Raw genomic sequence first — 22,781 nt, 5'->3', positions numbered from 1 at the left:
CTCGTCATATATTCGTCCTGATGTATATTCGTCAATAAGAAAGGTTTACTATGAATCATACAAAAGAACACGTTCCGCTCCTTCGACATCTGGGGCGGGGCATCATGCGCTTTCGCTGGTGGATCATTGGACTAAGCGTTCTCTTTCTCATAGGAACTGGCGCCTTCGGCGCAGGGGTCACCCGAATGTTGCTTTTAGCGAGGTTTGAGGTCGAAGGCTCTGAGTCGAGCCGTACCGGACAGCTTCTAGAGCAACATTTCAAGGCAGGCGACCCCAATCTGCTGCTGCTTGTCACAGCAAAAAATGGTACTGTCAACGATCCAGCGATAGTGAATGTGGGCAAAGAGCTTCAAAAAGAACTGGAAACACAACCACATGTCACTGTCCTTTCGTCCTACTGGGATCGAGCATTTGCCCCCGCTCTTCGTAGTAAAGACGCAAAACAGGCCATCATCATCGCACATATCAGTGGAACGGCAACAGAGGCACGCGAGCTTCTGCGCACCCTCTCCCCAAAATTCACCCGGGACCTGCCTGGCGCTACGGTTCGGGTCGGTGGGCAGGATGAGATCTTCCGTCAGGTCGGAGCCCAGAGCGAACAGGATTTTATCAGATCAGATATGATTGCGATTCCGTTGGTGTTGCTGATACTGGTTCTCCTCCTTCGTAACCTGTGGGCCGGTCTCCTCACCCTCGGGATCAGCCTCTTTGCCATCCTGGGAACAATGAGTGTGCTCCGTATCTTGATTCAGTTCACTGAAGTCTCCACCTTTGCACTGAACCTGACAATGGTTCTGGGCCTGGGCATCGGCGTTGACTACTGCCTGTTCATTATTGCGCGCTATCGCGAAGAGCTGGAAAAAGGACAGGATGTGCAGGGGGCCATTATTCGCACAATTGAGACAGCAGGGCGTACCGTCATTTTCAGCGCATTAACGGTAGCAATCTCGCTTGCCGGGCTGATTCTCTTCCCATTCTACTTCCTGCGCTCTTTTGCTTATGCAGGGATTGCAGTCATCGCCATTGGAGTCTGTGGAGCACTGTTTCCTCTCCCTGCAATGCTCGCCATCATGGGTCACCGCATCCGGCCCTGGTCTCGTCGGCAGCAGAGCACTTCAGTGGAACAAGGGCTCTGGTATCGCATCTCACACATGGTCATGAAGCGACCGGTCAGCGTCAGCGTTCCCTTGCTGGCACTGCTCCTTTTCCTCGGCTCACCATTTCTGCGGATCAATTTTGGGACTCCGGATCAACGAGTTCTGCCCCCAGGAGTCAGCAGCCGCGAAGTTCATGAAGAGATTCGCCTGAATTTTCCAGCCGAAGAAAACGACGCTATTCACATTATTGCTCTCAATATAACAGACCCTCAGCGACAGGCAATCGAGCAATATGCACGTGCGCTTTCACGCGTTCCAGGCGTCTTTCAGGTCGATACCATTACAGGTGCATATGCGAATGGTGAGCAGGTCGCCAGAGCGGATGAATGGTCGGATCGCTTTGTGTCAGAAAAGGGAACCTGGCTCTCCGTTGTGCCGAGCGAAGAACGTCTCAATAGCGATCCCTTTGGATTGGTTGATGCGATACGAGCAGTTCAGGCTCCATATCCAGTCCAGATAGGTGGGGCACCTGCGATTATTCAAGACTTTCGCAATACACTGCTCGCTTCACTCCCACCGGTTATGGTCTTTATTGGAATAGTCACTTTTATTCTGCTCTTCTTTATGACAGGAAGCCTGCTCCTCCCCTTGAAAGCGATCCTGTTGAACATTCTCAGCCTTTCTGCAACCTTTGGGGCTCTGGTCTGGATCTTTCAAGAGGGAAACCTTTCATCACTGCTCGGTTTCACCCCAACAGGCTCAATGGAGGTCAGCATTCCTATTCTGATGTTCTGCCTGGCATTCGGTCTCTCGATGGATTACGAGGTATTTATTATGTCACGTATCAAGGAGGAATATGACCGGACAGGAAAAAATGTGCACGCTGTTGCGCTCGGACTCGAACGAAGTGGCCCGCTGGTCACGGCTGCTGCCGCACTGATGGCCCTTGCCTTCGCTTCTTTTTCCGTCTCCGGCATCTCACTTCTGAAAATGCTCGGCGTGGGTATGACGCTGGCAGTCCTGATGGATGCAACAGTGATCCGGGGTCTGCTTGTTCCTGCCTTTATGCGCCTGATGGGTCAGGCAAACTGGTGGGCACCGCAACCCCTGCAACGGCTACAGCGGCGCATCGGCTTCAGCGAATAAAGCAAAGATTCCTTCTACCATATCAAGGAGTTGTTTTTCTCCTCCAGTTGCACGATGAGGTGAGGTCTGGATTACTCTTTCCGGACCTCACTCCACCGTCCTCGGGAAAAGCATCAGCGCGCAATGCAGAGTATGTTGACACCACCTGGCTTCACCCGACAACCGTGATCGCGTATACTGCGCACTCATCATTCCTGTCCTGTACAAGATGAGCTCTTGCCAAACAAACGACTGAGCAAGCATGTACTTCTGATTCCTGAGGCCATTCATAAAGAATGGTACCCGATTATCAAACAGTGCTTATGAGAGAGGCGTTTCCCCTCCTCCGGGCTATTTCTAGTTTCCTGCTTCCCCCTTTCTTGCACTTGCTCAACCAGAAAGGGTAATCGTATCATTTTCATCTTCTTTACCAGACGGGAAAAGAAGGATCACATCACCTCCATCGCATGCTGATGGGCCATCAGTAGCGTCGCATTTTCTGTCCAGCGTTGGGATACAACAGCGTCCAGAGTTGCACACGCGTAGGAAGCGCCCAACGATTGTACGAAAGGAGTGCTTGCAGGTGTCAGCCTCAGGAGCTTGCTACTGTGGGTCTCTGGCTCCACTGTCAAAAAGCCCGTGCGGCAGGCTTGAACAGATATCTACCAATAAGTTATTATAGATCTAACAAACGACCAGGGGAATGTTATATATGTATTGGACTACGTATGAGAAAATTGCCGAATCACCCGAACAGTGGCATCTGGACGAGGGGCACTATCGCACGTTGAAAAAGGCCCGCTGGGTGGTAACAGAAAAGATACATGGCGCCCATTTCTGCATTGTGACCGATGGCCTCAACATCGTTGGCGCCAGTCGCAAACATCTCCTGGCCCCTGATGAGCATTTCTTTGACTATCAACGGATCCTTCAACGGCTGGAATCTCAAGTAGTCCACCTCGTTTACCTGATACGTCAATCCTATCCTCAACTCACCTCTCTCTCCATCTATGGGGAGCTGTTCGGAGGATCATATCCTCACCCTGATGTTCCTCCTATACCCGGAGTTCAGCCTGTTCAAACTGGTATCTATTATACCCCTGATATCGAATTTTGTGCTTTTGACCTTGCTCTCACTATTTCACAGCAAACTGCTTATCTTGATTATGATCGGGCGCACCAGTTCCTTCAGAGCGCGGGTATTCCTTCCCTTCCTCCTCTCTTCATCGGAAGCTATCAGGAAGCGCTCCTCTATCCTGTTGAATTCTCTTCCACGATACCCGCCCTCTTTGGTTTGCCTCCGCTCTCACAAGAGAACAACGCTGAAGGAGTCGTAATCAAACCTCTCAAAACAGCGGTTTTTTCCACCGTTAGAGGACCCATCCGCCCCATTCTTAAAAGAAAGATTGCCGCGTTTGCGGAAGATAGGCGCTTTCATCAGGCTCAAAAGTGGTCCTCGCTCCCATCAATCGCAGATCCAACCGCCCTGGATCTTCTCAAATGGGAGGCTTCTTGTCAGATAACCGAGAATCGCCTTCTTAGCGCGATCTCGAAAACGGGCTATCGCGGTCCTCGCCAACAGAGCCGAAGCCAGCACCTCTTTCATCTCTTTATCACAGATGTTCTGGAACAGCTTTCTCTTCATCAGTCCGATCTGCTTGGTAGCCTCACTCCATTAGAGCATCAAGAGCTTCTCGCGTTTCTCCAGACAGAAGCCAGAACCCTTTTCAAACAATTTTTCCAGACAGAAAAGCGACGTGTCTGAACAGGAACCCCATTCGTAAGCCTTCGAGGGGATCGTCCAGAGAGAGAATAAGACGCACAGGAAAGGGATCTCGTTCACGCCTCTGAACGGCGATAGGGACAATTTTCCTCTCAAAGAGCGAGCCATTGACTGGCTTCCTACTGCCATCGTAATCGTTATATTTCACAGTGATGACCGCATGGCTGCTCTCACGTGTACTGAAAAGTCACCTCTTCTGGTTTTGGAATGTTCCGTATACTGAAAAGAGGGGTCGCCTCTTTATGTGTTTTCTCCACTTTGCTGCCAGTGGGCTGCTTCCTTGAAAGGCACGCCAAAACGTGTGTGATGACCACCATATTATAGAAATTATAGAACATTTGCCTGCGTGATGATGGAAAGGAACGTCAAAAGATCAATGCGACATGAAGGCTCACATACAACTGTTGCTTTCTTGATTGAAAAAGGATTTGAGGACATCAGTTTTCTGCTTCCCTTTACAGCGCTTCGGCAGGCGGGGGTATCTCCTCTCATTCTCTCACCTCGCAGACGCATTCTGTACCAGGGGAAACGTGGCCGCACCTCCTTTATGTCTGATGCAGCTCCGATTGAAATGTCTCCTGAACAATTTGATGCACTTATTCTCCCTGGCGGCGATGCCCCAACCTATTTACGTCGCAACAGACAGATCATACGCTTTCTGCAACGAGCAATGGGAGCTGGAACATTGATTGCAGCAGCTCTGGAAGGGCCTCAAGTTCTGATTGAGAGCGAGTTCCTCCAGGGGAGACAGATGACCTGTGAATCTTCTCTCCGAACGGACCTTCGGAATGCAGGCGCCATTTATACTCATCTCCCGGTCGTTTTTGAGCAAAATATCCTCACAGCTCGGTCTACCACGGACCTTCCGCTCTTCACTGCAACACTTCTTCAAGCGCTTCAACTGACGATCCCCGGCTTTCAGCTTCCCAATCCGCAGGAACACAATGCGCCCTGGTGGGATATTGCCGCAGCGTGGGGAGGAACAAGCCGTCAGGAACTCCTCCAAACGTTACAGGACTTTTATCTGCAAGAGCGTGCCCTGCTTGCCTTCTGTCAATTCCACCGACAACACGCCGACGCCGATGTTCGTTCCTTCCTCTCTTTTGTGGAGTTGAGTACAGAACATCACTGCCACTTACTTTTGACGCATATGCAGGAAGTGGAAAGATCGTATGTTCCCCCCACACAGGAGCAGCACCCTGAGGCACTACGTCCGTTCGACCGCGAAACGCTTCTCCTTACCCTCTTCGATCTCCTTCAAGCACGGAAAGAGACTCTTGAGCGTATGCATCTGACCCTGACTGATCCCGCAAGCGGAACCATCTGTGACCATATCGAGATCAATACTTCCCGGTGTGAAGATGATCTTGCACAGCTTCTTCACTCGCTTCCTGAAAATCAGTTTTCATCGTAGTCCTGAAACCAGGCATTCAAACGGAGGAAGTGGCCGTTCTCTCTCGCCTTCCATTCAAGACCGATACAGCCAGAGAGATGGTGCCCACCCTCTCAATCGAGATTTATCGATCTGCAAGCGAGGTATGATGCAAGTAAAGTCGATGTCTTTCAAACTCAAGCAATCAGAGCACATCCATATATGTCACTACAAAGAGGTGCCAACAGCAAGAGCGCGCGTTTTCTAAAGAGCAAGAGATGAGCCGCTCTGGCTTGTTCCCTCAAGAACAGGGGTCCTCAGGTCCGGCAAGACAACATCAGCAGTGCTCTTATAAACGTGCAGAGGAGCTGAAGGAATGATGATTGTTGATGCACATACCCATTTATCCGGCTCAGAAACAGGAGAGAATGCCAGAGAGATTATACAAACTCTGGATGCCTGTCACGTTGATGTCGCATTTGTTTTTGCGCCTCTACTGAACGTGCATACCTGGGAACTTTCTGATAAGCATCTCGATGATATTCGCCAGCATAATGACTACTGTGCCAATCTCTGTAGCGAGGCTCCAGAGCGTCTGTATGGCTTCTGCGTGCTCAATCCTACACCCGAGCTGGCCAATAACTCGCTCGAACAAGCCGTCGCATTAATGGTTGAGGAGGTACGACGCTGCTATCATGAACTGGGCTTGCGCGGTGTCAAAATGATTCCAACACACTGGTATCCCAATGATACTCACCTGCTTCCCCTGTATCAGGAGATTGCACATCTGGGTATGTATGTAGTGTTTCATGTCGGAATCTTTATGGATGCCCAGCAGGGAAGCTACTGTCGTCCAACCTATTATGAAGGGATTCGTCGCGTCCCTGAACTCAAGGTTCAACTCGCTCATCTGGGGTGGCCCTGGGTCGATGAATGTATTGCAGTGTTAAACATGGAAACCAATATTCACGGTACTCAAGCGCAGCATTGGCAGATGAAAGCCGACCTTTCCTTTGGTCCTCCCGATGATTGGCAGCTCAGTAGCTGGCAACGCGCTATCGATAGCCTCTCACCAAAAATGCTCTGTTATGGTTCTGATCTCTTCTGGCCCTGCTCTGCTGAAGAGTATCTGGAAAAATACCTCTATCCTCAAAGAGGACTCTTTGAGGTTGCCATGACCAATGGCCATATCGCTCAGGAGGGGAGTAGCAGTCGCAAGCAGGTGCGAGAGCAGATCTTCGCTGAGAATGTCCTTGAACACTGGAACGCAGCGGTCTCTGCGCCTCAACAGCCTCAACGTGCAAAGAAGAGTATCCGCACACCCCGCGCCCGAAAAGGGCACCTATTCTAAGAAGCGAGTATGAACATCATGCAAAAGGCGCCGTTTGTTGTTCCATGCCGGCTTCTCTTTGTGATCGCTTCCTTGCACACCGGAGAAGCAGAGCAGCGTATGCTCTATCCTGTTGCGGCACTCACAATGGTGATGCTTCAGACCAGCGCTCTCGTTTCTGCATCCAGAGCAGGCAGCACGAGGCCCACGAAGAAAGGAAAAGAGCCGTCTATGAGCAAACCCAACCTGCATATCCGCCAGGGGAGACAGGAAGATATTGAGCCGATTTTAGATCTGCTGACCGAGTATGAGCTTCCGCGACAGTACTTTGAACCTTTTTATCTCAATGATAGTAGCTATCGGCCCGAACAATCATGGGTCGTCGAGCAGCATGGCCGTTTGCTCTCACATCTGCGTATTTTTGACCGCTGGCTTCGTCTCGGACAGGCTCATCTCCACGTTGCAGGAATTGGCAATGTTATTACAGCCCGCGAAGCACGAGGACAAGGCTATTTTGGCGCCATCATGCGTGCTATGCTTCCCTCACTCAATGCGCAGGGCTATCTGTATTCGCTCTTATGGACGCCTCAGCCCACGCTCTATAACCGCTATGGATGGGTCTCTCTCCCTCAGGAACGTACTGAAGCTCGTATGCCATCCCATCTCTCGACGACCACCATGACCCCGTTTCGAGAGCGCGATTTACCCATCATTATGCAGATCTATGAGACAAACAATGCCGAGCGCACCGGTCCCTTTCTCCGTTCTGCCCGGTACTGGCAGCAACAGCGGGCCTGGTTACACGAAAAACCGGCTCAGTTTCTGGTCGCCCATGATACAGCCATGCCGCTCGGCTATATTCGTTCTCGTAAGAAAGCAGGGTATGTTGAAGTGCTGGAAATAGGAATGACGAGAGCAGAAAAGGAGCTTGGACGTGCTCTCCTGAGTGCAGTGACAGAAGGGGGGAAACAGAGCCTGCGCGGCCATTTCCCTCCAAGCATACAGATGCTCTTTCAGCCAGAAGAATACCGTCTGATTCCCGAAGAGAGTCTGATGGGCAGGGTGATTGACCTTTCTGCACTGCTTCGCCTGGTTCAACCGCTCTGGCAGACACGCCTTCAGGCACATCCAGAGATAGAATGCACCTTCTCCCTCTCTACAAGCGCGGGTCAGGCAACCGTACGGGTAAGCAGGGGTTCAATCCAATGGGCAGAAGGGCTCTCGCACAAGGTTCCCCTCCTTCAAGAACATGAGCTGGCCCATTTGCTCTTTCGAGGAGTTGACAGGCTGGCAGAACAAACCATCGATCAACTTCACACCATTGCTTGCTTACCGGTACTCTTTCCCGCACAGGACTTTGTCATCTGGCCAAGCGATGCTTTTTAAGAAGCTGGATATTGGAAGCATATGAAAGGAGAGCCACATGAGACTCTCGGTGATTCACGTTGTGGGCAATTCGGCAATTGGTGGAGGAGAACGTCATGTTCTGAATCTGGTGCAGGGGCAGCGCCTGCAAGGCGTACAGGTCGAAGTGGTTTGTCCGCGCCCAGGGCCCCTGACTCAGTGGCTCACGGCCTGCGATATCCCGGTTACGTGCATCGAGATGGTTCGCCCCTGGCCCTATGACGAGTATATCCTTGACCGAGAAGCCGTCCAGGCATTGCACACCCTGTTTGTACACAAAAAACCAGAGATCGTGCATAGCCATCTCTATCCAGCATCTCTCCATGCGAGCCTGGCCGCACAACAGGCGGATGTTCCTGCGATCATCGCCACCAAACACACCCTTATCCTGCACGCGGGCGATGCCCTCGTAAGCTATATTACCCCAACTCATACCATCGCAGTCTCACAGGCCGCTGGCTCCCTGCTCGAAAAAGCCGGTATTCCCGCCTACCAGATCAATATCATTTATAATGGTATACATGCCGAAGCATATACCTGCCCCCCGGCTCTCCTTCAACGAGTACGGGATACCCTTCCATGCAACCACGGTCCGATTCTGGGAACTATCGCCCGACTTTCACCTGAGAAGGGGATAGATACGCTTCTGAAGGCCCTCCCTTCAGTAATCCAGACACATCCCACACTCTCTCTTCTGCTTGTTGGGGATGGACCAGAGGCAAGGGCCCTTCGTCGACTGACGGATTTGAGCGGTCTGAACAACCATGTCCACTTTTTAGGTTTTCGTCAGGATATTTCCGCGCTCAATCAGATTTTTGACCTGTTTGTGCTCCCATCACGGGAGGAGTCCTGTTCACTCGCACTTCTGGAGGCAATGGCAGCGGGAAAAGCTGTCGTCGCAACAGATGTTGGAGGCAATGCAGAAGTGCTACGACATGGCATCGATGGCTTGCTGATTACGCCAGATGATCCCCAGGCCCTTTCCAGAGCACTGCTCACGCTACTTGGGAACCCGGCACAACGAGAGACAATGGGAATAGCTGCCCGGCAGAGGGTCCTTGCACACTTTACCTGTGAGAGAATGGTAGCTGAAACTCTCGCCCTCTATCAACGACTGCTTACTCAGCCACGGCGGGCGATGCCAAGCGTTCCTCTCTTTTCTTCATGACATCGGCCCGGGATGTCCCCTCAGAGAGGAATGGGCCTGCTTCAATGGAGGATAACAGATCGCTTCTCCTCTCAGAATCTATCAACTTTTTTTGCTTGCTATACCTTTTCATCCTATTATTCTCATTTCTCATCAGAAATTCTCGAAGAACAAGCAAGAGACACCAGCCCTTTCGGCTCAAGAGGCACCAGTAAGCGACTGACAGCGAATGAACCTTGTGCCTCTTTGTCGTGACACTCTCCCGCTTGCCTGAGACTATCAACCGTTACAGGCAACGGGAGAGCGTCAACTTCCCGGCACTCTTAAAAGGTCGCAGGTCTAACAATACCATATTTCAGCTTCCTAAGCAGGTCTCTGGTCGGAGTGCAAGCAGGTACATCTGTAGATATGCTGAGCACCTGATGTATCAGGCTTCTCTTTCTCCTTTTGAGCGCTTCACTAAACTCAGGCCTAAAACAACGCAAAGAACAAAAAGTAACCCCTGTCTCAGCCAATCCATAGACAGCCAAAACCAGCCTCCAGAGACAAGGACAGGGGATGAGCCATGTTCATCAGCATACACACCCATATTCCAAAAGAGTTTTAAAGAAATAACGAAGATAAGAAGGCTCAAAACAAAAAAGCTATGTTCAGCCCTCTTTTCTCAAGTTTGACTGTTTGTCCTGTCTTTTTCACATAAAATACAACAAGCCCAAGACACAAAACAATGAATAGAAAGCCAATAAGAAGTAGAGGCATATGTTTTCCTCCCCATGAAGATAGGGCTTCAATACAAAATAAAGCAGCGTACGATTTGTCTGAAAAAGCAAGATTCATAGAACGTACTTATTGGACAGCAAAAACCAACCGACCAAAGAAACTACAGATGCAGATGAATATATTATAACACATGTTTTTTTGCAAGAAAACAAATATGTCAATTATGTCGGGACCAGATTCATCGTGCAGTAATGCCCATCCTCCTCAGGTTGACACGCTCAGAAATAAAAAAGGACAAGTATCGTTGTGACAGAGAAGCATTTCCAGCATAATTAGAATATTTACATGCTTCCCGCTCATGAGAACATGAGAAGCTGAAATACGATGGCTACCACCTCTGTCAATGAAGCCATCCCTGATCCGCCTGGATGATAAGCGCACGATCCTTCTCCACACAATGCTCATCCAGGCGGATAATACTCAGGCGAATCATCTGTGTTCACACAGCCACGGCCTCAGTATCGAACGCACAAGCAAGGTTATGGCAAGGGTTCAGAGGTGATCATGCTGTTGTAAACCCGGCACTCCTCGACAAAAGCGAGTTCACGCAGGTAGAACACACGCGCCGCTAAGTGGGCACTGGGTTGATGAGGAATGAAGCGTTGACAACGCACATCCACAAATGGAGCGTGTGGGAAGAGCTGGCTCAGTTCAGAGAGCGCGGATGCAGAGGACTCCCACAGGGTTTCATACTCTCCCAGGGTCATCTGGACGGGAACGCGCACCTCAGCACTGATCTGGCGCAGATGCTCGGGAATGCGAAGCACCTCACGCAACTCCGCCATCGGCAAAGGAGTTCGACTCTGCTTCAAGCTCTCTCGGGCCTCATGAACCCAACTGTTGGCAGGCCCAAGAGACCTGGGGCATTCTCATCGAAAGGAAGCCGGGCAAATGGGGCATCGGAAAGCAAGCTTTGAAAGCGTTGGAGGCCATCTGGCAACCAGCGTAATCCCGTCCCATGAGTGCTCACGCCAAGTAAAGGGACATCAGGGCGGCTGGCTGCCAGCCCGAGGACGATAAGTCCCCCGAAGGATTGGCCAAGCAGAACGATTCCGGCCGAATCGGCTCCATACCGCTCCCAGGCCTCGGCCAGAGCGAGCCGCAAAAGGGAGATCTGGCCGTCAAAGGTGCTCAGCTCTTCAGCGATCTGTTGGCTGGCTCCATAGCCCGGTCTATCCAGCGCCAGAACCGCGTATCCAAGAGAGGCAGCCGTATTGAGGAAGCCAGCTTCGCCAGGGATGGTGTCATCAAAGATAGCAGCCGAGTTGCCGGCGCCATGCAAGGCCACAATCAGAGCGCGAGAAGCACTGGAAGGTTTCGCATAGACTCCCGAGAGGTCACTATGACCCGCGCGAATCAGAATGGGTTTCTTGGTTATTGAAATGTTCATTTCTTCAATCTCTTTCTTTCATTTTTCCCCGAGGACATCGCTTACCAGTGCTGATACAGGGCTCGAAAAGAGGATAGAGCGAAAGAAGAGAACGCTTCTCTCAAGTCTTTACACTCCCAAAGCCACTCTCAGGGCCAGAATCGGTTTTTCTCAAGACGTAGCTTCTGGCCAATTCAGATCAGCAACAGAGAACATTGACACCACAACACCCGGTGGCAAAACTGATTTTCTACCTGATGGGAGCGTTGGCCGAATTTGCGCGCGATCTCATTCGAGAGAGAACCAGAGCGGTCCTAAGGCCAGAGGGCGTGTCGGCCGCTGGTCGAGAAAAACCGCTGAGGGGTTGCCCTGGCCCGACATCTCTATACGGTGGGAATATCGATATGAGCGATGGTCTGATGTATTCTGTTCAGTTTTCCTTTCAGGTCTTCGTTTAAAACAAAACATCCGTTTTATTCGATTATTTTAAACATCTGTTTAAATTATACGTATGAATATTCTCGTTGTCAAGGGGAAAAATCCCCTCTTTGTAGGGAAGGCGAAAGACCACACCATACAAGTATATACACTCCCATGCCCGCGGCTCTCCCCATCTTTGCCCGCTTTCCAGAATCTGTTAGGACTCAAGCTCAAGTGGATAGAACTGATAAAGTATGAGGCAGGTGAACACGACATGATACAGATCAGCAACTGCTTGTGGAAACCACTCATCATCTCGGACAAAACCCCAAACACGACCCCCAGGGTCGCGTAGCGCTCAGTGAACAGCGGCGCGGCAAGAGCACGAACCTACCTGACCTGAGGAAGCAGACCGAAACCAACTCAATGCCACCGTGTCCACCGTTTCTCGTGGCACATCACCCATATGTCCCTGGTCAACAAAAACTACACGCTCTCAACCGTCAGCAACATTCCCAGCTCTATTAGAGTAACGAACCTTTTCACGATCCTGTGCACCGCCTCGGTCAAAGGTATCCGAGCAGACCGACAGCATATGCACCTTACTCCCTTTGGCGCTATCGTACCTGCTCGGCTTCCGTTCTCCAGAATCAATTGCAGCGTGCAACTGCCGGATAAGCGCGCGCCTGTAATTCATCCTTGTTCCTTTAAACTCCACACAAGAGCCGCGCAGATCCATGCACCGTTACATCAAAACAAGCAGCCACTGCTGTGTCTATCGAGAACCAGGGCGGCAGATCGTAGAAGCCGCTCCTGTACGCGACGAGATTGTAGCTTCAAGCAAAGAAAGAAGGGTCAGGACACATAGAGCATATAACCTGTGATCTCTGAGTGTGCATTTTGCTCATGGACAACCCTCCTTTCCTATTCACATAAGAAGAGAACGCCATAACGAAGCTATCCAAGCGTTTCACAGGCCCAACTTACTCCAGACCTCAATGTTTATATCTCAACAGCTCCCAACTTGAATAACGCCGATCGTTGGGCATCGGTCAACCCTGATGCATGCCTGATATTCATACCCTCATATGGCTTTTCACCATGTAGAACCGCAATGCAACACTTTTTCTCCATATCCCACAGCCTGATAGTGCCATCATCACTCCCACTCACAAGCACCATCCCGAGAAAACCCAATGAACGAATACGAGCTTTATGACCTTCTCCTACCCAAATACGTTGCCCTGTAACAACATCCCATACAGAAACAGTAAGGTCATCCCCTCCACTTGCCAGCAGATGCTGAGATGGACTCAATGCCACCGCATGCACTCGACGCGTATGACCAGAAAAGATCATCCTGCATTGCCTCGTCTGCACATCCCATACACGAACCGTTCCATCTTCGCTGGCGCTGGCGATTAAGCGACCATCATCACTCCAGGCGACAGAACGCACTCGTCCAGTATGCCCCTGTAATAGCCCTTCACACTGCCCGGTCTCTCCATTCCAGAGCCGAATAGTTGCGTCATCGCTTCCACTCGCCAGAAACGTTCCCGCCGGATGGAAACAGAGCGACCTGACCCAACTGCTATGGCCACACAAGAGTACTGAACTTGTGCACTTTCTGCGATCGGCTTCGCTAGCGAATTCCCATATCCGAATGGTTGTATCTTCGCCGCCACTTGCTATTCGTCGTCCATCTGCGCTCCATGCGAGCGCACGAATCCAGGTGGTATGTCCCCGCAACACCTGAGAGCACTGGCCGGTCTGTAGATCCCATATGCGTACCGTTTGATCTTCGCCACAACTGGCAAGCCAGCGCCGATCCGGACTCAATGCAACATCTCTTGCCCCATGCTCAGGCACACATATACTCCATATGCAGGCCCCGTCCTCTCTCCTCCAGAGGCGAATACTTTTATCCTCACTACAACTCACAATGGCACTTCCATCATCAGAACAGGCAAGAGACCAGACACGGTCTGTATACCCCTGAATCGTTCTCAGACAATCACCAGTCACACCATCCCAGACGCGTAGCGTTTGATCCTCCCCGCCACTCACTAACAAAGAGCCATCCATATTAAATGCAAGAGCGCGAACACCCTGCGTATGTTCATGCAGCACTCTCAAACAGTCACCGGTCGTTCCACGCCAGATACGAATCACGCCATCTTCTCCACCACTTGCCAGAAGATTCCCCTCAGCACTATACGTCAGATACCAGATGCGCATCTTATGTCCCTCAAGTACTTTCAGGCACGCACCTGTTTCCTTGCTCCAGATACGGATACTCTTATCATCACTTCCACTCGCCAGAGAGGAGCCATCCGGGCTAAATGCAACTGACCGTACCCAATCAGTGTGCCCCTGTAGAAGAGCGATACAACGCCGCTGTTGAATATCCCATAAGCGGATAGTCTTATCCGTGCTCCCACTCGCTACAATGCCTCCATCGGGATGAAAGGCGACTGACCAGATACGATCTGTATGGCCCGAGAACGTCATCAAGCATTGAGCACTCTCCACATGCCAGATACGCAGCACCTGATCTTCGCCCCCACTCACCAGCAGCTCACCATCAGGACTGAACGCAATCGAGCGCACACGGTTCTTATGCCCAAGCAACCTTTGTATACAGGCTCCTGTGTCCATATCCCACAGACAAATAGTTTGATCATCGCTGCAACTGGCTAAAATATTGCCATCAGGGTGAAATGCCAGGGACCAAACCGCATCGGTATGACCCCGACAAATCAGGAGCGGAGTGGCACTGCGAATCTGGTAGATCCAGATATCTCCATCAGCCATCCCCGCTGCAAGAATATCATGAGCAGGATGAAAGGTCACAGCGAGCACATTGCCAAAGGCATTCTGAAAGACCGAATTGACAAAGTGAGCACCGGTACAGTTCACATGCTTGAGCACGGTTGATTGTAGATACGCCTGCCTGACCTCCAGTTGAGAGACATCAAGACCATGCAAGTCACCACGCAAATAGATCAGCGCATGCAAAACATTTCCGGCAAGATAACTTCGTTGCACACCGTACACGTCGCGGTATTCTCTAAGCATATGATGCAGTGCTTGTATCACCGCTTGCTTTCCCCTCATTGCACACAGGCGCTCAAGTATAGGGACCAAGATCATACGCTGCTGAAGCACACGAATATAATCTTTGCTCTGTGCTTTCACAAATGCGTACGATTTCCAGATGGTGCTTTCTCCGCTTCCAAACTCAAGGCAGGCCGATTTCACCAATGCCTGCATGATGTATTCCATGATTACCGGTTGCAATGTCAATCGATCGGCCCCCCGCGACTCCAACAAAAAACGCTGTTTCAATGATTCGAGAGCAGCAAGTACTTCACCTCTCGAAAAGGTGCGGACAAGATTTTCATAGATATGTTCTAAGGCAATAGGCTCACGTTCTATTGCTAACCAGTACAGAATTTCCAGTTCTATTGAAGAGAGACGTTGCAGTTGCTGCTCAATCAGTTCTCCCACTCCACCAAAAACAATCTCTCCTTCCTTGAGAAAGGCACCAAGATTTCCCCCGAAAATCTCTCGTACGGTCTCAGAAATCAGTTTTAAGGCAAGGGGGTTTCCCGAATAGAGAGCAACTAACCGAGACCATTGCACTTCGGTTCCTGTCAGCGCTTTCTCCTGTAAAAGTGCCTGCCCGGTTGTTACCCCGATCCCTTCTAAAAAGAACGAGCGGACAGGGAAGGCAACACCCTCTAACAAAGCCAGCACGCGCGGCTTTTCTCGGCTGGTCAGGAGCAAGCAACTTTGATGCTGAGATTCACCCAATAAGCGCAATAATCGTTCATAGCCCAGATACTCCTGGTGAAAAAAGCCAGCATATTTCCCTTCCTGTAATACCGCTTCCAGGTTATCCAACACGATCAAACAGCGCTTCGCACGCATAAATTTCAGGAGCAACAATGCCAGTTCATCCTGATTGTCAGGAACCTGTACATTATTCTGTCCGGAAAGACATTCAATCGCTGCCTTTATGATCTGGTAAACAGGAGGCATATTTTGAAGAGAGCGCCAAAACACACACTGAAACTGCTCTTTCACCGAAAGCGCTACCCGGGTTGCCAGCGTCGTTTTTCCGATCCCACCAATCCCGAGTAAAGCCACGACACGACACCGACACTCTCCTATCCAGTAGGATATCTGATTTAGCTCCTCCTGGCGCCCGTAAAAGTTCCCCTCAAGCGGAGCCTCTCCCCAATCCACCCCGGCCATTCCAACACTCCCTCTTCCATCATCGGGCAATAACCCTAATTCTTCCAGGCTCTTATTAAAGAGCTTCACGAATCGCTGACGATAATACGAACGTGGCAGACTCTTGCCACTTTCCCAACGATACACGGTCTTGAAGTCAGTCCCGACTTTCTCTGCCAGCTCTCCTTGTGTCCAGCCACGCTTCTCACGCTCATTGCGCAGTTGCAGATGAAATGGGAGTCTCTGTTCCATGCGAAATCCTTCCCCCTTTTCTCACAAATGCCCGGGTATGCCTAGAAATGTCCAACAATGCCAGGCAAATGCCATATCAATGCGGTTTCCCTGGCGCTTCTTTTCCGGTATCTTTTCTTTGTAGATTAGAAGAAGAAGCCACAAAGGCAATACAAGGAACTACTGTTTTACATAGTACAGTGTATCAGCAAACAGGGAAGAACAGCAAGGATATAGTATGAACATCAGCTCACAACATCCGCTTTGCGCAGTCATGCTTACGGCGCTCCCGGTCGAATACCAGGCGGTACGCCGCCATCTCTGGCAACCACAGGAAGAAGTCCACCCGGCTGGTACCCAATATGAGCGGGGCCTTTTTCGTTCTCCGCATCAGCTCTGGGAGGTAGGAATTGTCGAAACACGGATGGGGACCGCGAATGCCGCATTTGAAACAGGAAGAGCCATTGACTATTTCAAGCCTCATATTGTGTTCTTTGTCGGCGTCGCAGGTGGCATCAAAGATGTTGCTATTGGAGATGTTGTAGCAGCCACCAAAATATACGCCTACGAGTCAGGAAAAGAAGGGACTTCTTTTCAGCCACGCCCGGAAATCGGGCAGTCGACCTATCGACTCGTCCAGCGTGCACAAGCCGAACAGAAAAAGGCGGACTGGCTTCATCGACTCCCCACCGTACCTCCAAAGCCTCCACGCGTCTTTGTCGGCGCCATCGCAGCAGGGGAAAAAGTCATTGCATCCACCCGTTCAGCGACCTGGAAGTTCTTAAAAGCCCAGTATGGTGATGCGCTTGCGGTAGAGATGGAGGGCTATGGTTTTCTCCAGGCAGTTCACGCCAATCACCATGTTGAAGCGCTCGTCATCCGGGGTATCTCTGATCTCATTAATGGGAAAAGTGCAGCCGACGCCTCCGGTTCACAAGAACTGGCGGCATTACATGCCAGTGCTTTCGCCTTTGAAGTGCTCTCAAAACTGAAGGGCCCTGAACTACGGCAGGTTGGCAGCGAACCAGAACTGTCAGATAACAAGCCATCATCCAAATATCATAACCAGTTTTTTGGCTCCGTTCAGGGGCTCACGATCGGCGATAATTCACACATTACTATCCATAACCCTTTCAAGAAGAAAGATGATCCATCCAATGAGGAAGGAAGCTAAGCCGACTCGCACGATAAGGGGATCGCTCAATGAATACATACGAACAAGAAACACAGCTCACAGAAGAGGCTGCTGCCTCACAGACAGCAAACGATACACCATCCGGCGCAGAAAATAACCCACAAACCACGGCTCCAGACTCAGAAAAACAGAAATACCGAACCGAGATCGAGAGCCAGGAAGGCCATATCTTTACGACGGTTGGAGATAACCATCATGTCACCATTAATAATTATTACCAGATTATTCGGCAAGTGGAACGCGCCATCAATGAGCCGACTGAGATAAGGAACGATTCGACAGATGACTTCTTCGTCGAGAACCTCGCTGATGCCCGACAGAACGCCCCTCTGTTCGATACTCCTGTCATGGCAGGCTCCCCAGAGCTTCCCGAAAACGAGCAGAAAATCTCTCAGTGGTATTATTCCCTCAGCGAGTACGAGCGGTGCTATGTTCAAGTCACTGCGTTCCTGCATGGCGCAACAACCCATGAGATTACGAAGCGTACAGATCAGTTCTATACCGCGCTCTCTGTCTCCATCGAGGAACAGGATACGGCAGAGCAGAAACAGGCGCTACCGTTTCGCTCCCCTGCCCACAATATCCCTGCTAGCGAGCTCCGGCAGCGTACACATACTATTACCCGACGAATCAAGGGCAGTGAATGCCTTTTCTGGCAAGATGTTGACGCCTATGGGATGTCGCTTTTCAGGCTCCGCACCTTGAAGTTCCTTGCCAATGAGCTTATTAGCAAAGGCTCACTCGGAGAATACGTTCTTCGCCTGCTCCAACAGCTCGCTGAAGAAAATACCCCCAATGATTGGCGAGCCGCGCAAACGCTTGGTGTCCTCTTCTGGTTGCAGGATATTTCCCGACTCCAAACGCTCGCCCAGACCTGGGGCAAACAGAAAACACTGAGAAGCCGAAAACGGGCTGCCTCCCTGCTCTATGGAGCCTTCATCATGGAGCAGGCCTATCCTATCATCACGCCCACAGCCGAGAAAACGGAGCCAGATGTCTTCCCCGTTATCAATGCCTGGGTCAAACAGATACACAACAACACACTTTCGCAGGTAAATACCAACCTGGGGTGTGCGCTTATTCAAACCTATGGGCTGATCGGCAGAGAAGATCCACACCTCGCCCTAAAACACCTGAACGACCTCCTTCAGTTTCCTCTCTGTGAGGACACCAAAGAGATACGAACCATCTTTCGCATGGGAACCACAACCTATGTCAGCCTCACCTGGTCCCGGCATCTGCGTGCAGTGCTTGCGTCCCTTGCCACATGGGCAGAGAAACTTGTACATCACCATGCCGTCCCTCAAGCAATACAGAAACGGCGTCTCTACCGTCAACAGCGTCAGCTTCAGCTCAGAATGATCTTTGAAGCTTTCTTTCTCATCGTACAGGCCGTGCAGCCCGAAAATCAAATACCTATTCCAGATGCTTATCTCCAGCCCTTGCCACGTCTGACCATTACGGTACCTGATCCCGCACAACGCGACGTCCTTCTGACCGCAATCATGACAGATGACCCACTCCGGGCTCATCTGCTAACACTTTTGAGCGCGGCCATCCTTGTATTCAACCGGAAACCAGTATTTGAAATCATCGATTCATGGCTTCAGGCCGTGGCCTTGCTTCAGCGAGAAGATGAGACAGTTCCGTTTTATCAGGCATTTCATCGCTTTCTTGTTGATCTCTACCAGCAAGTAGCTCTCTGGTCTCAGGACCTTCTCAAGCAGGGCTATCGCCCCCTACCCATCGATGAGATATTCACTCAGCGCTTACAGCAACTTGCCAATAAGCGCAAAGATCAAGCGTTCGATACCTTCATTCAGAATGTGCTGCATTCGTTCCATAGATCTCAACTTCATTCGGGAGGAAGCACCAATGACCGGCAATAGCATCACCGATCAACTGGGTTTTGTGACAAAAGAAGAGGTAACAGGACTGCCATTCATTGAACGACCCCTTTCCCCGATGGCAGACTATCACCAGGTCATTTACAAGGATGATGTATGCCTCGGACTGCTTGAAGCAAACGAGATCCATCACCGCCAGATCAACGTAAAACGAGGCGATACGATCTTCTTTCTCTATGCACATCCGCAGCAGTATACTCTCACAAGCACCTTCAGAACCCGAGAGAAGTATCGATACTCGTATGAGCTATTCCTGAACATTCAGATTACCAATCCGTTGCGCTTAATTGACCTCTACATCAAAAAGTGTGATCCTGTCAGGTTGGCAATCGATATGTTCAAAGGAAAACTGTCTCAGTTCACCTCACGCCTCTCTCAGGAGGAATTGCCCACGCTTCAACAGGCACTTCCCTTCCAGGAATGGAATGACACCATTCTCCAGGCGACCGGCTCCATATGCTCTCCGGTAAGCCCGATACATGTTCAAGCAGATCGGGACTATGCCGAACTGGCAGTGTTTGAACGCAACAAACGCATTCAGCTCCAGGAGCTAGAGGTAAGATACGAGCTTGAAGCACGTGAAAAAGCCTTACAGCTTCAGCAGGAAGCGATGCAGAGAGAGCATCAAAGGCAGGAAGAAGCAAGAAAAAACGAATTCCAGCGGCAGGAAAGGACCAAAGAGCATATCAACGAGATATGCCGCGACCTTCGGAATACAGCCGTGCAAATCCTCAAAGAGATTCTTCAAGAACGACTACGAGAAAGCTTTGATCGAGGTCGATCAATCAGCGAGATCGGCAACGAGTATCTCAGCCTCTTTGAGATGTTTGATAGCAGCTTTCACATCGAGCTTGAGCAAGGCATGTACGAAGGTCACATTGAGGATACTCACACCCTCAACTCCCATCTCCATTCTCAACCATCAACCAATTAAGGAGGAAAGAAATGCTCACATACAACCACTGTGCAGTTCTTCTCACAACCAATCCAATAGAGCACGAAGCACTTCGCTCCTTTCTCGGAGAGACACAGGAGGAGACCTACAAAGGCACCATTTATGAATATGGCTTTTTCCGCACTTCCAGCCAGATCTGGAAAGTCGGCCTTGCCCAGATCGGCAAAGGGAATACCAGTGCAGCGATGGAGGCGGAACGCGCTATTACCTGTTTTCAGCCATCTGTTGTGATGCTTGTCAGCTTCGCACAAGGCTTTCAGGATGTGAAGATAGGCGATGTCGTAGTTGCCAGCAAGATCTATGGCTATGAGTTTGGTCAGGCAGGCCTGACGTTTGCACCACGGCCAGAACTGAACAGACCCTCTCACCCTTTGCTCCAAAGAGCTATGGCGGTCGCCCGAAAACCTGAATGGCGTCATCGGATACAGGTGGATTCCGAGGAGGGCACCCCACAAGCACACATTGGGCCATTGGCCGCTGGAGAAAAGACTATCACTTCCCTCAAATCAGAGGCTGCTCAGCGTTTAAAAGCACACTATGGGGACGCGCTCGCCGTCGAGATGGAGGGCTATGGCTTCCTGCACACCCTGTATGCAAATGTGGAGGTAGACGCGCTCGTTATTTGCGGTATTATGGATCTCATCCACCGACAAAGCAAGATGCAGCGTTCAGAAGCTTTGGTACGGGCTGCTCATTATGCAAGTGCCTTTGCGTTTGAAGTTCTGGCAACCTTTCAACCGTTACAGCCTCTGAAGCGTAAGACGGGGTCGCCTCATACAACGAACGTGCTCGCCGTCTTCGCCAACCCGCCCGGTACCGATCGGCTTCGGCTTGACCGAGAGGAACGAGCAATCCGTGCTGCAATAGAGCGAAGCAAGTTCCGAGACCATATTCATCTTGAGACTCGCGCCGCCGCAACCCTTGAAGATCTCAGTCGAGCATTACTCGATGAAACCTATCAAATTATTCACATCGCGGGACATGGAAACGGGAGAGGGCTCGTGCTTGCAGATGAGGACGGAGGCATGCGTCTTATCAACCAGGCAGTACTTGCCGACCTGTTACAGGAATATCGTTCCACCATTCAATGCGTCCTCTTGAATTCGTGCTACTCTTTCAAACAGGGCTCTCTGCTCTCCCAATATATCCCCTATACAATTGCAACAGATGCAACGCTTCATGATAATGCAGCGATCAAATTTGCGGAGGGGTTTTATGATGCCATCTCCGCCGGCCAGGACATCGCGTTCGCGTATCGGGAGGGAAGAAGGCGTCTTCTTGCGATTGCCCCGAACACCCGGATTCTGCCACAACTTATCCCTCTGGGCGAAACTTTTCCAGAAAACTCACAGGAGCAAAGGCCGACCGAGACACACGAGCCAGTCCGCTACACACACGCCAATGTGCTTGTTGGCTTTGCGCTCGATGTCTCCTCATCAATGCAGCACAGTTTCCTGAATCAAACAGCGGAAGCACCGTCACGCCTCAACGATATCCGTCGGGCCTTGAGCGGATTTGTCCGCAACGCCCGCAAGACCCTCCAGGAAGTGCCAGTTGATGAGCAAGCAACTATCGATATGTTCATCTACGGTTTTGGTTTGAAAACACTTAATCCCTGTGACCTCCTCTCACTCTGGAAAGCCAGCAAGCAGGTACTGACGGATGAGGTGGTTCAGGATCTAGTCAGCAAATACAAAAAGGAGCAGGAACAAAAGTACAAGGGCTATCGCCAGATAGGCGCTCTGCTTCAAGATCTTGCGCCGGGCTCCCTCTCTGAAAAAGTCAGGGCAGTCGGTCGAAGTATGCTTGAGTTACAGATCCGCAAGCGCATCTGGCGCGAAAAACGAGAGGCTATCGAACAGCAGGTACATATACTGGGCGATACCACTCTCTCGCTGGATGAGCTGGCGACGTGGTGGAATGAAAGTGGCGATCTGCTCAGTAATGCAGAAAGTCTGCTCTTTGGCCGAACAAGTCCCCTTGCTGAAACATTGACATGCATCGCTGAACGATTTGAGCGAGAGCTACGCAACCGCCCCAAAGACACACAGGCAATTCTCTTTATCATCTCTGATGGGAAAACGCAGAGCGACCCCTTGCCACTTGCCAGGAAGCTGCGCGAGATGGGTGTCCTCGTCTGTTCATGCTTCTTAACAGACCAGGATGTCCAGAACCCACGTCAATTGCTTCACGAGGCCCCCGCTGAATGGAGCAAGGAAGCTCAGCTGATGTTTCATCTTGCCTCCCCATTACCAGAGAATACCCGTTTAGAAGACTTGCTGATCCATCATAATTGGACCATTCATCCGCAGCCTCAGCTCTTCGTCCAGATCAATCATTCAGAGGTATTGAGGGAATTTCATCGTATCATTCTCGATCAATTTCTTGATAACACTGAGATCTCCTTACCTGATGGTATAGCATAAC

Annotated in this window: 13 protein-coding genes and 1 pseudogene; 11 read left to right on the top strand and 3 right to left on the bottom strand. The window is 50.8% G+C overall.

Going from position 1 to position 22,781, the window contains the following annotated elements; translation table 11 throughout:
- Positions 1-50: 50 nt before the first annotated feature.
- The 6 genes from KTH_RS05740 (at position 51) to KTH_RS05715 (ending at position 9,279) form a co-directional block, all read left to right on the top strand.
- Positions 51-2,243, top strand: coding sequence for an MMPL family transporter (locus KTH_RS05740; RefSeq protein WP_497617079.1), 2,193 nt, complete (start codon positions 51-53; stop codon positions 2,241-2,243).
- Positions 2,244-2,934: 691 nt separating this feature from the next.
- Entirely contained in the window at positions 2,935-3,987 is a 1,053-nt protein-coding gene (locus KTH_RS05735) for an RNA ligase family protein (protein WP_497617077.1), read from the top strand.
- Between the two features lie 367 nt (positions 3,988-4,354).
- Positions 4,355-5,419, top strand: coding sequence for a DJ-1/PfpI family protein (locus tag KTH_RS05730; RefSeq protein ID WP_497623187.1), 1,065 nt, complete (start codon positions 4,355-4,357; stop codon positions 5,417-5,419).
- A 334-nt stretch (positions 5,420-5,753) separates the two neighbouring features.
- Entirely contained in the window at positions 5,754-6,728 is a 975-nt protein-coding gene (locus tag KTH_RS05725; RefSeq protein WP_497617074.1) for an amidohydrolase family protein, read from the top strand.
- A gap of 18 nt (positions 6,729-6,746) precedes the next feature.
- The gene (locus tag KTH_RS05720; RefSeq protein WP_497617071.1) at positions 6,747-8,093 is read left to right on the top strand and encodes a GNAT family N-acetyltransferase; all 1,347 of its coding nucleotides are present in this window, start codon (positions 6,747-6,749) and stop codon (positions 8,091-8,093) included.
- Between the two features lie 37 nt (positions 8,094-8,130).
- On the top strand, positions 8,131-9,279 hold the full coding sequence (locus tag KTH_RS05715) for a glycosyltransferase (RefSeq protein ID WP_497617068.1): 1,149 nt from the start codon (positions 8,131-8,133) through the stop codon (positions 9,277-9,279).
- Between the two features lie 1,238 nt (positions 9,280-10,517).
- Here the strand turns inward: KTH_RS05715 and KTH_RS05710 are convergent.
- Positions 10,518-10,850 (bottom strand): hypothetical protein, encoded by a 333-nt coding sequence (locus tag KTH_RS05710; RefSeq protein WP_497617067.1) that lies wholly within the window; start codon positions 10,848-10,850, stop codon positions 10,518-10,520.
- Entirely contained in the window at positions 10,847-11,428 is a 582-nt protein-coding gene (locus KTH_RS05705; RefSeq protein WP_497617066.1) for an alpha/beta hydrolase, read from the bottom strand. The genes KTH_RS05710 and KTH_RS05705 overlap by 4 nt, the downstream gene beginning before the upstream one ends.
- Before the next feature lie 172 nt (positions 11,429-11,600).
- On the opposite strand from KTH_RS05705, the pseudogene KTH_RS05700 reads away from it, so the two are divergent.
- A pseudogene (locus tag KTH_RS05700) lies at positions 11,601-11,757 on the top strand (recombinase family protein); the annotation flags it as partial.
- A 1,072-nt stretch (positions 11,758-12,829) separates the two neighbouring features.
- Here the strand turns inward: KTH_RS05700 and KTH_RS05695 are convergent.
- Positions 12,830-16,318, bottom strand: coding sequence for a WD40 domain-containing protein (locus KTH_RS05695; protein WP_497617065.1), 3,489 nt, complete (start codon positions 16,316-16,318; stop codon positions 12,830-12,832).
- Positions 16,319-16,535: 217 nt separating this feature from the next.
- Here KTH_RS05695 and KTH_RS05690 point away from each other — a divergent pair, with 217 nt between their 5' ends.
- From KTH_RS05690 to KTH_RS05675, 4 genes are read left to right on the top strand one after another with little or no spacing between them, the layout of a single operon-like run.
- Positions 16,536-17,471 (top strand): 5'-methylthioadenosine/S-adenosylhomocysteine nucleosidase family protein, encoded by a 936-nt coding sequence (locus KTH_RS05690; protein WP_497617063.1) that lies wholly within the window; start codon positions 16,536-16,538, stop codon positions 17,469-17,471.
- 29 nt (positions 17,472-17,500) lie between these two features.
- Positions 17,501-19,381: a hypothetical protein gene (locus tag KTH_RS05685; protein WP_497617062.1), complete on the top strand. Its 1,881-nt coding sequence runs from the start codon at positions 17,501-17,503 to the stop codon at positions 19,379-19,381.
- On the top strand, positions 19,368-20,333 hold the full coding sequence (locus tag KTH_RS05680; RefSeq protein ID WP_497617060.1) for a hypothetical protein: 966 nt from the start codon (positions 19,368-19,370) through the stop codon (positions 20,331-20,333). Before KTH_RS05685 ends, KTH_RS05680 begins: the two co-directional genes overlap by 14 nt.
- An 11-nt stretch (positions 20,334-20,344) precedes the next feature.
- Complete coding sequence (locus tag KTH_RS05675; protein ID WP_497617058.1) at positions 20,345-22,780, top strand: phosphorylase family protein; 2,436 nt, start codon at positions 20,345-20,347, stop codon at positions 22,778-22,780.
- The last annotated feature ends 1 nt before the right edge of the window (position 22,781 follow it).

Source organism: Thermosporothrix sp. COM3 (genome assembly GCF_059696735.1).
The sequence above is the reverse complement of the archived record's forward strand: the minus strand, read 5'-3'. Positions and strand labels throughout refer to the sequence as shown.

Coding starts and splice junctions, on each gene's coding strand:
- KTH_RS05705 (WP_497617066.1), bottom strand. CDS start 11,428: ATGAACATTTCAATAACCAAGAAACCCATTCTGATTCGCGCGGGTCAT.
- KTH_RS05695 (WP_497617065.1), bottom strand. CDS start 16,318: ATGGAACAGAGACTCCCATTTCATCTGCAACTGCGCAATGAGCGTGAG.
- KTH_RS05730 (WP_497623187.1), top strand. CDS start 4,355: ATGATGGAAAGGAACGTCAAAAGATCAATGCGACATGAAGGCTCACAT.
- KTH_RS05685 (WP_497617062.1), top strand. CDS start 17,501: ATGAATACATACGAACAAGAAACACAGCTCACAGAAGAGGCTGCTGCC.
- KTH_RS05680 (WP_497617060.1), top strand. CDS start 19,368: ATGACCGGCAATAGCATCACCGATCAACTGGGTTTTGTGACAAAAGAA.
- KTH_RS05690 (WP_497617063.1), top strand. CDS start 16,536: ATGAACATCAGCTCACAACATCCGCTTTGCGCAGTCATGCTTACGGCG.
- KTH_RS05735 (WP_497617077.1), top strand. CDS start 2,935: ATGTATTGGACTACGTATGAGAAAATTGCCGAATCACCCGAACAGTGG.
- KTH_RS05725 (WP_497617074.1), top strand. CDS start 5,754: ATGATGATTGTTGATGCACATACCCATTTATCCGGCTCAGAAACAGGA.
- KTH_RS05720 (WP_497617071.1), top strand. CDS start 6,747: ATGCAAAAGGCGCCGTTTGTTGTTCCATGCCGGCTTCTCTTTGTGATC.
- KTH_RS05740 (WP_497617079.1), top strand. CDS start 51: ATGAATCATACAAAAGAACACGTTCCGCTCCTTCGACATCTGGGGCGG.
- KTH_RS05715 (WP_497617068.1), top strand. CDS start 8,131: ATGAGACTCTCGGTGATTCACGTTGTGGGCAATTCGGCAATTGGTGGA.
- KTH_RS05675 (WP_497617058.1), top strand. CDS start 20,345: ATGCTCACATACAACCACTGTGCAGTTCTTCTCACAACCAATCCAATA.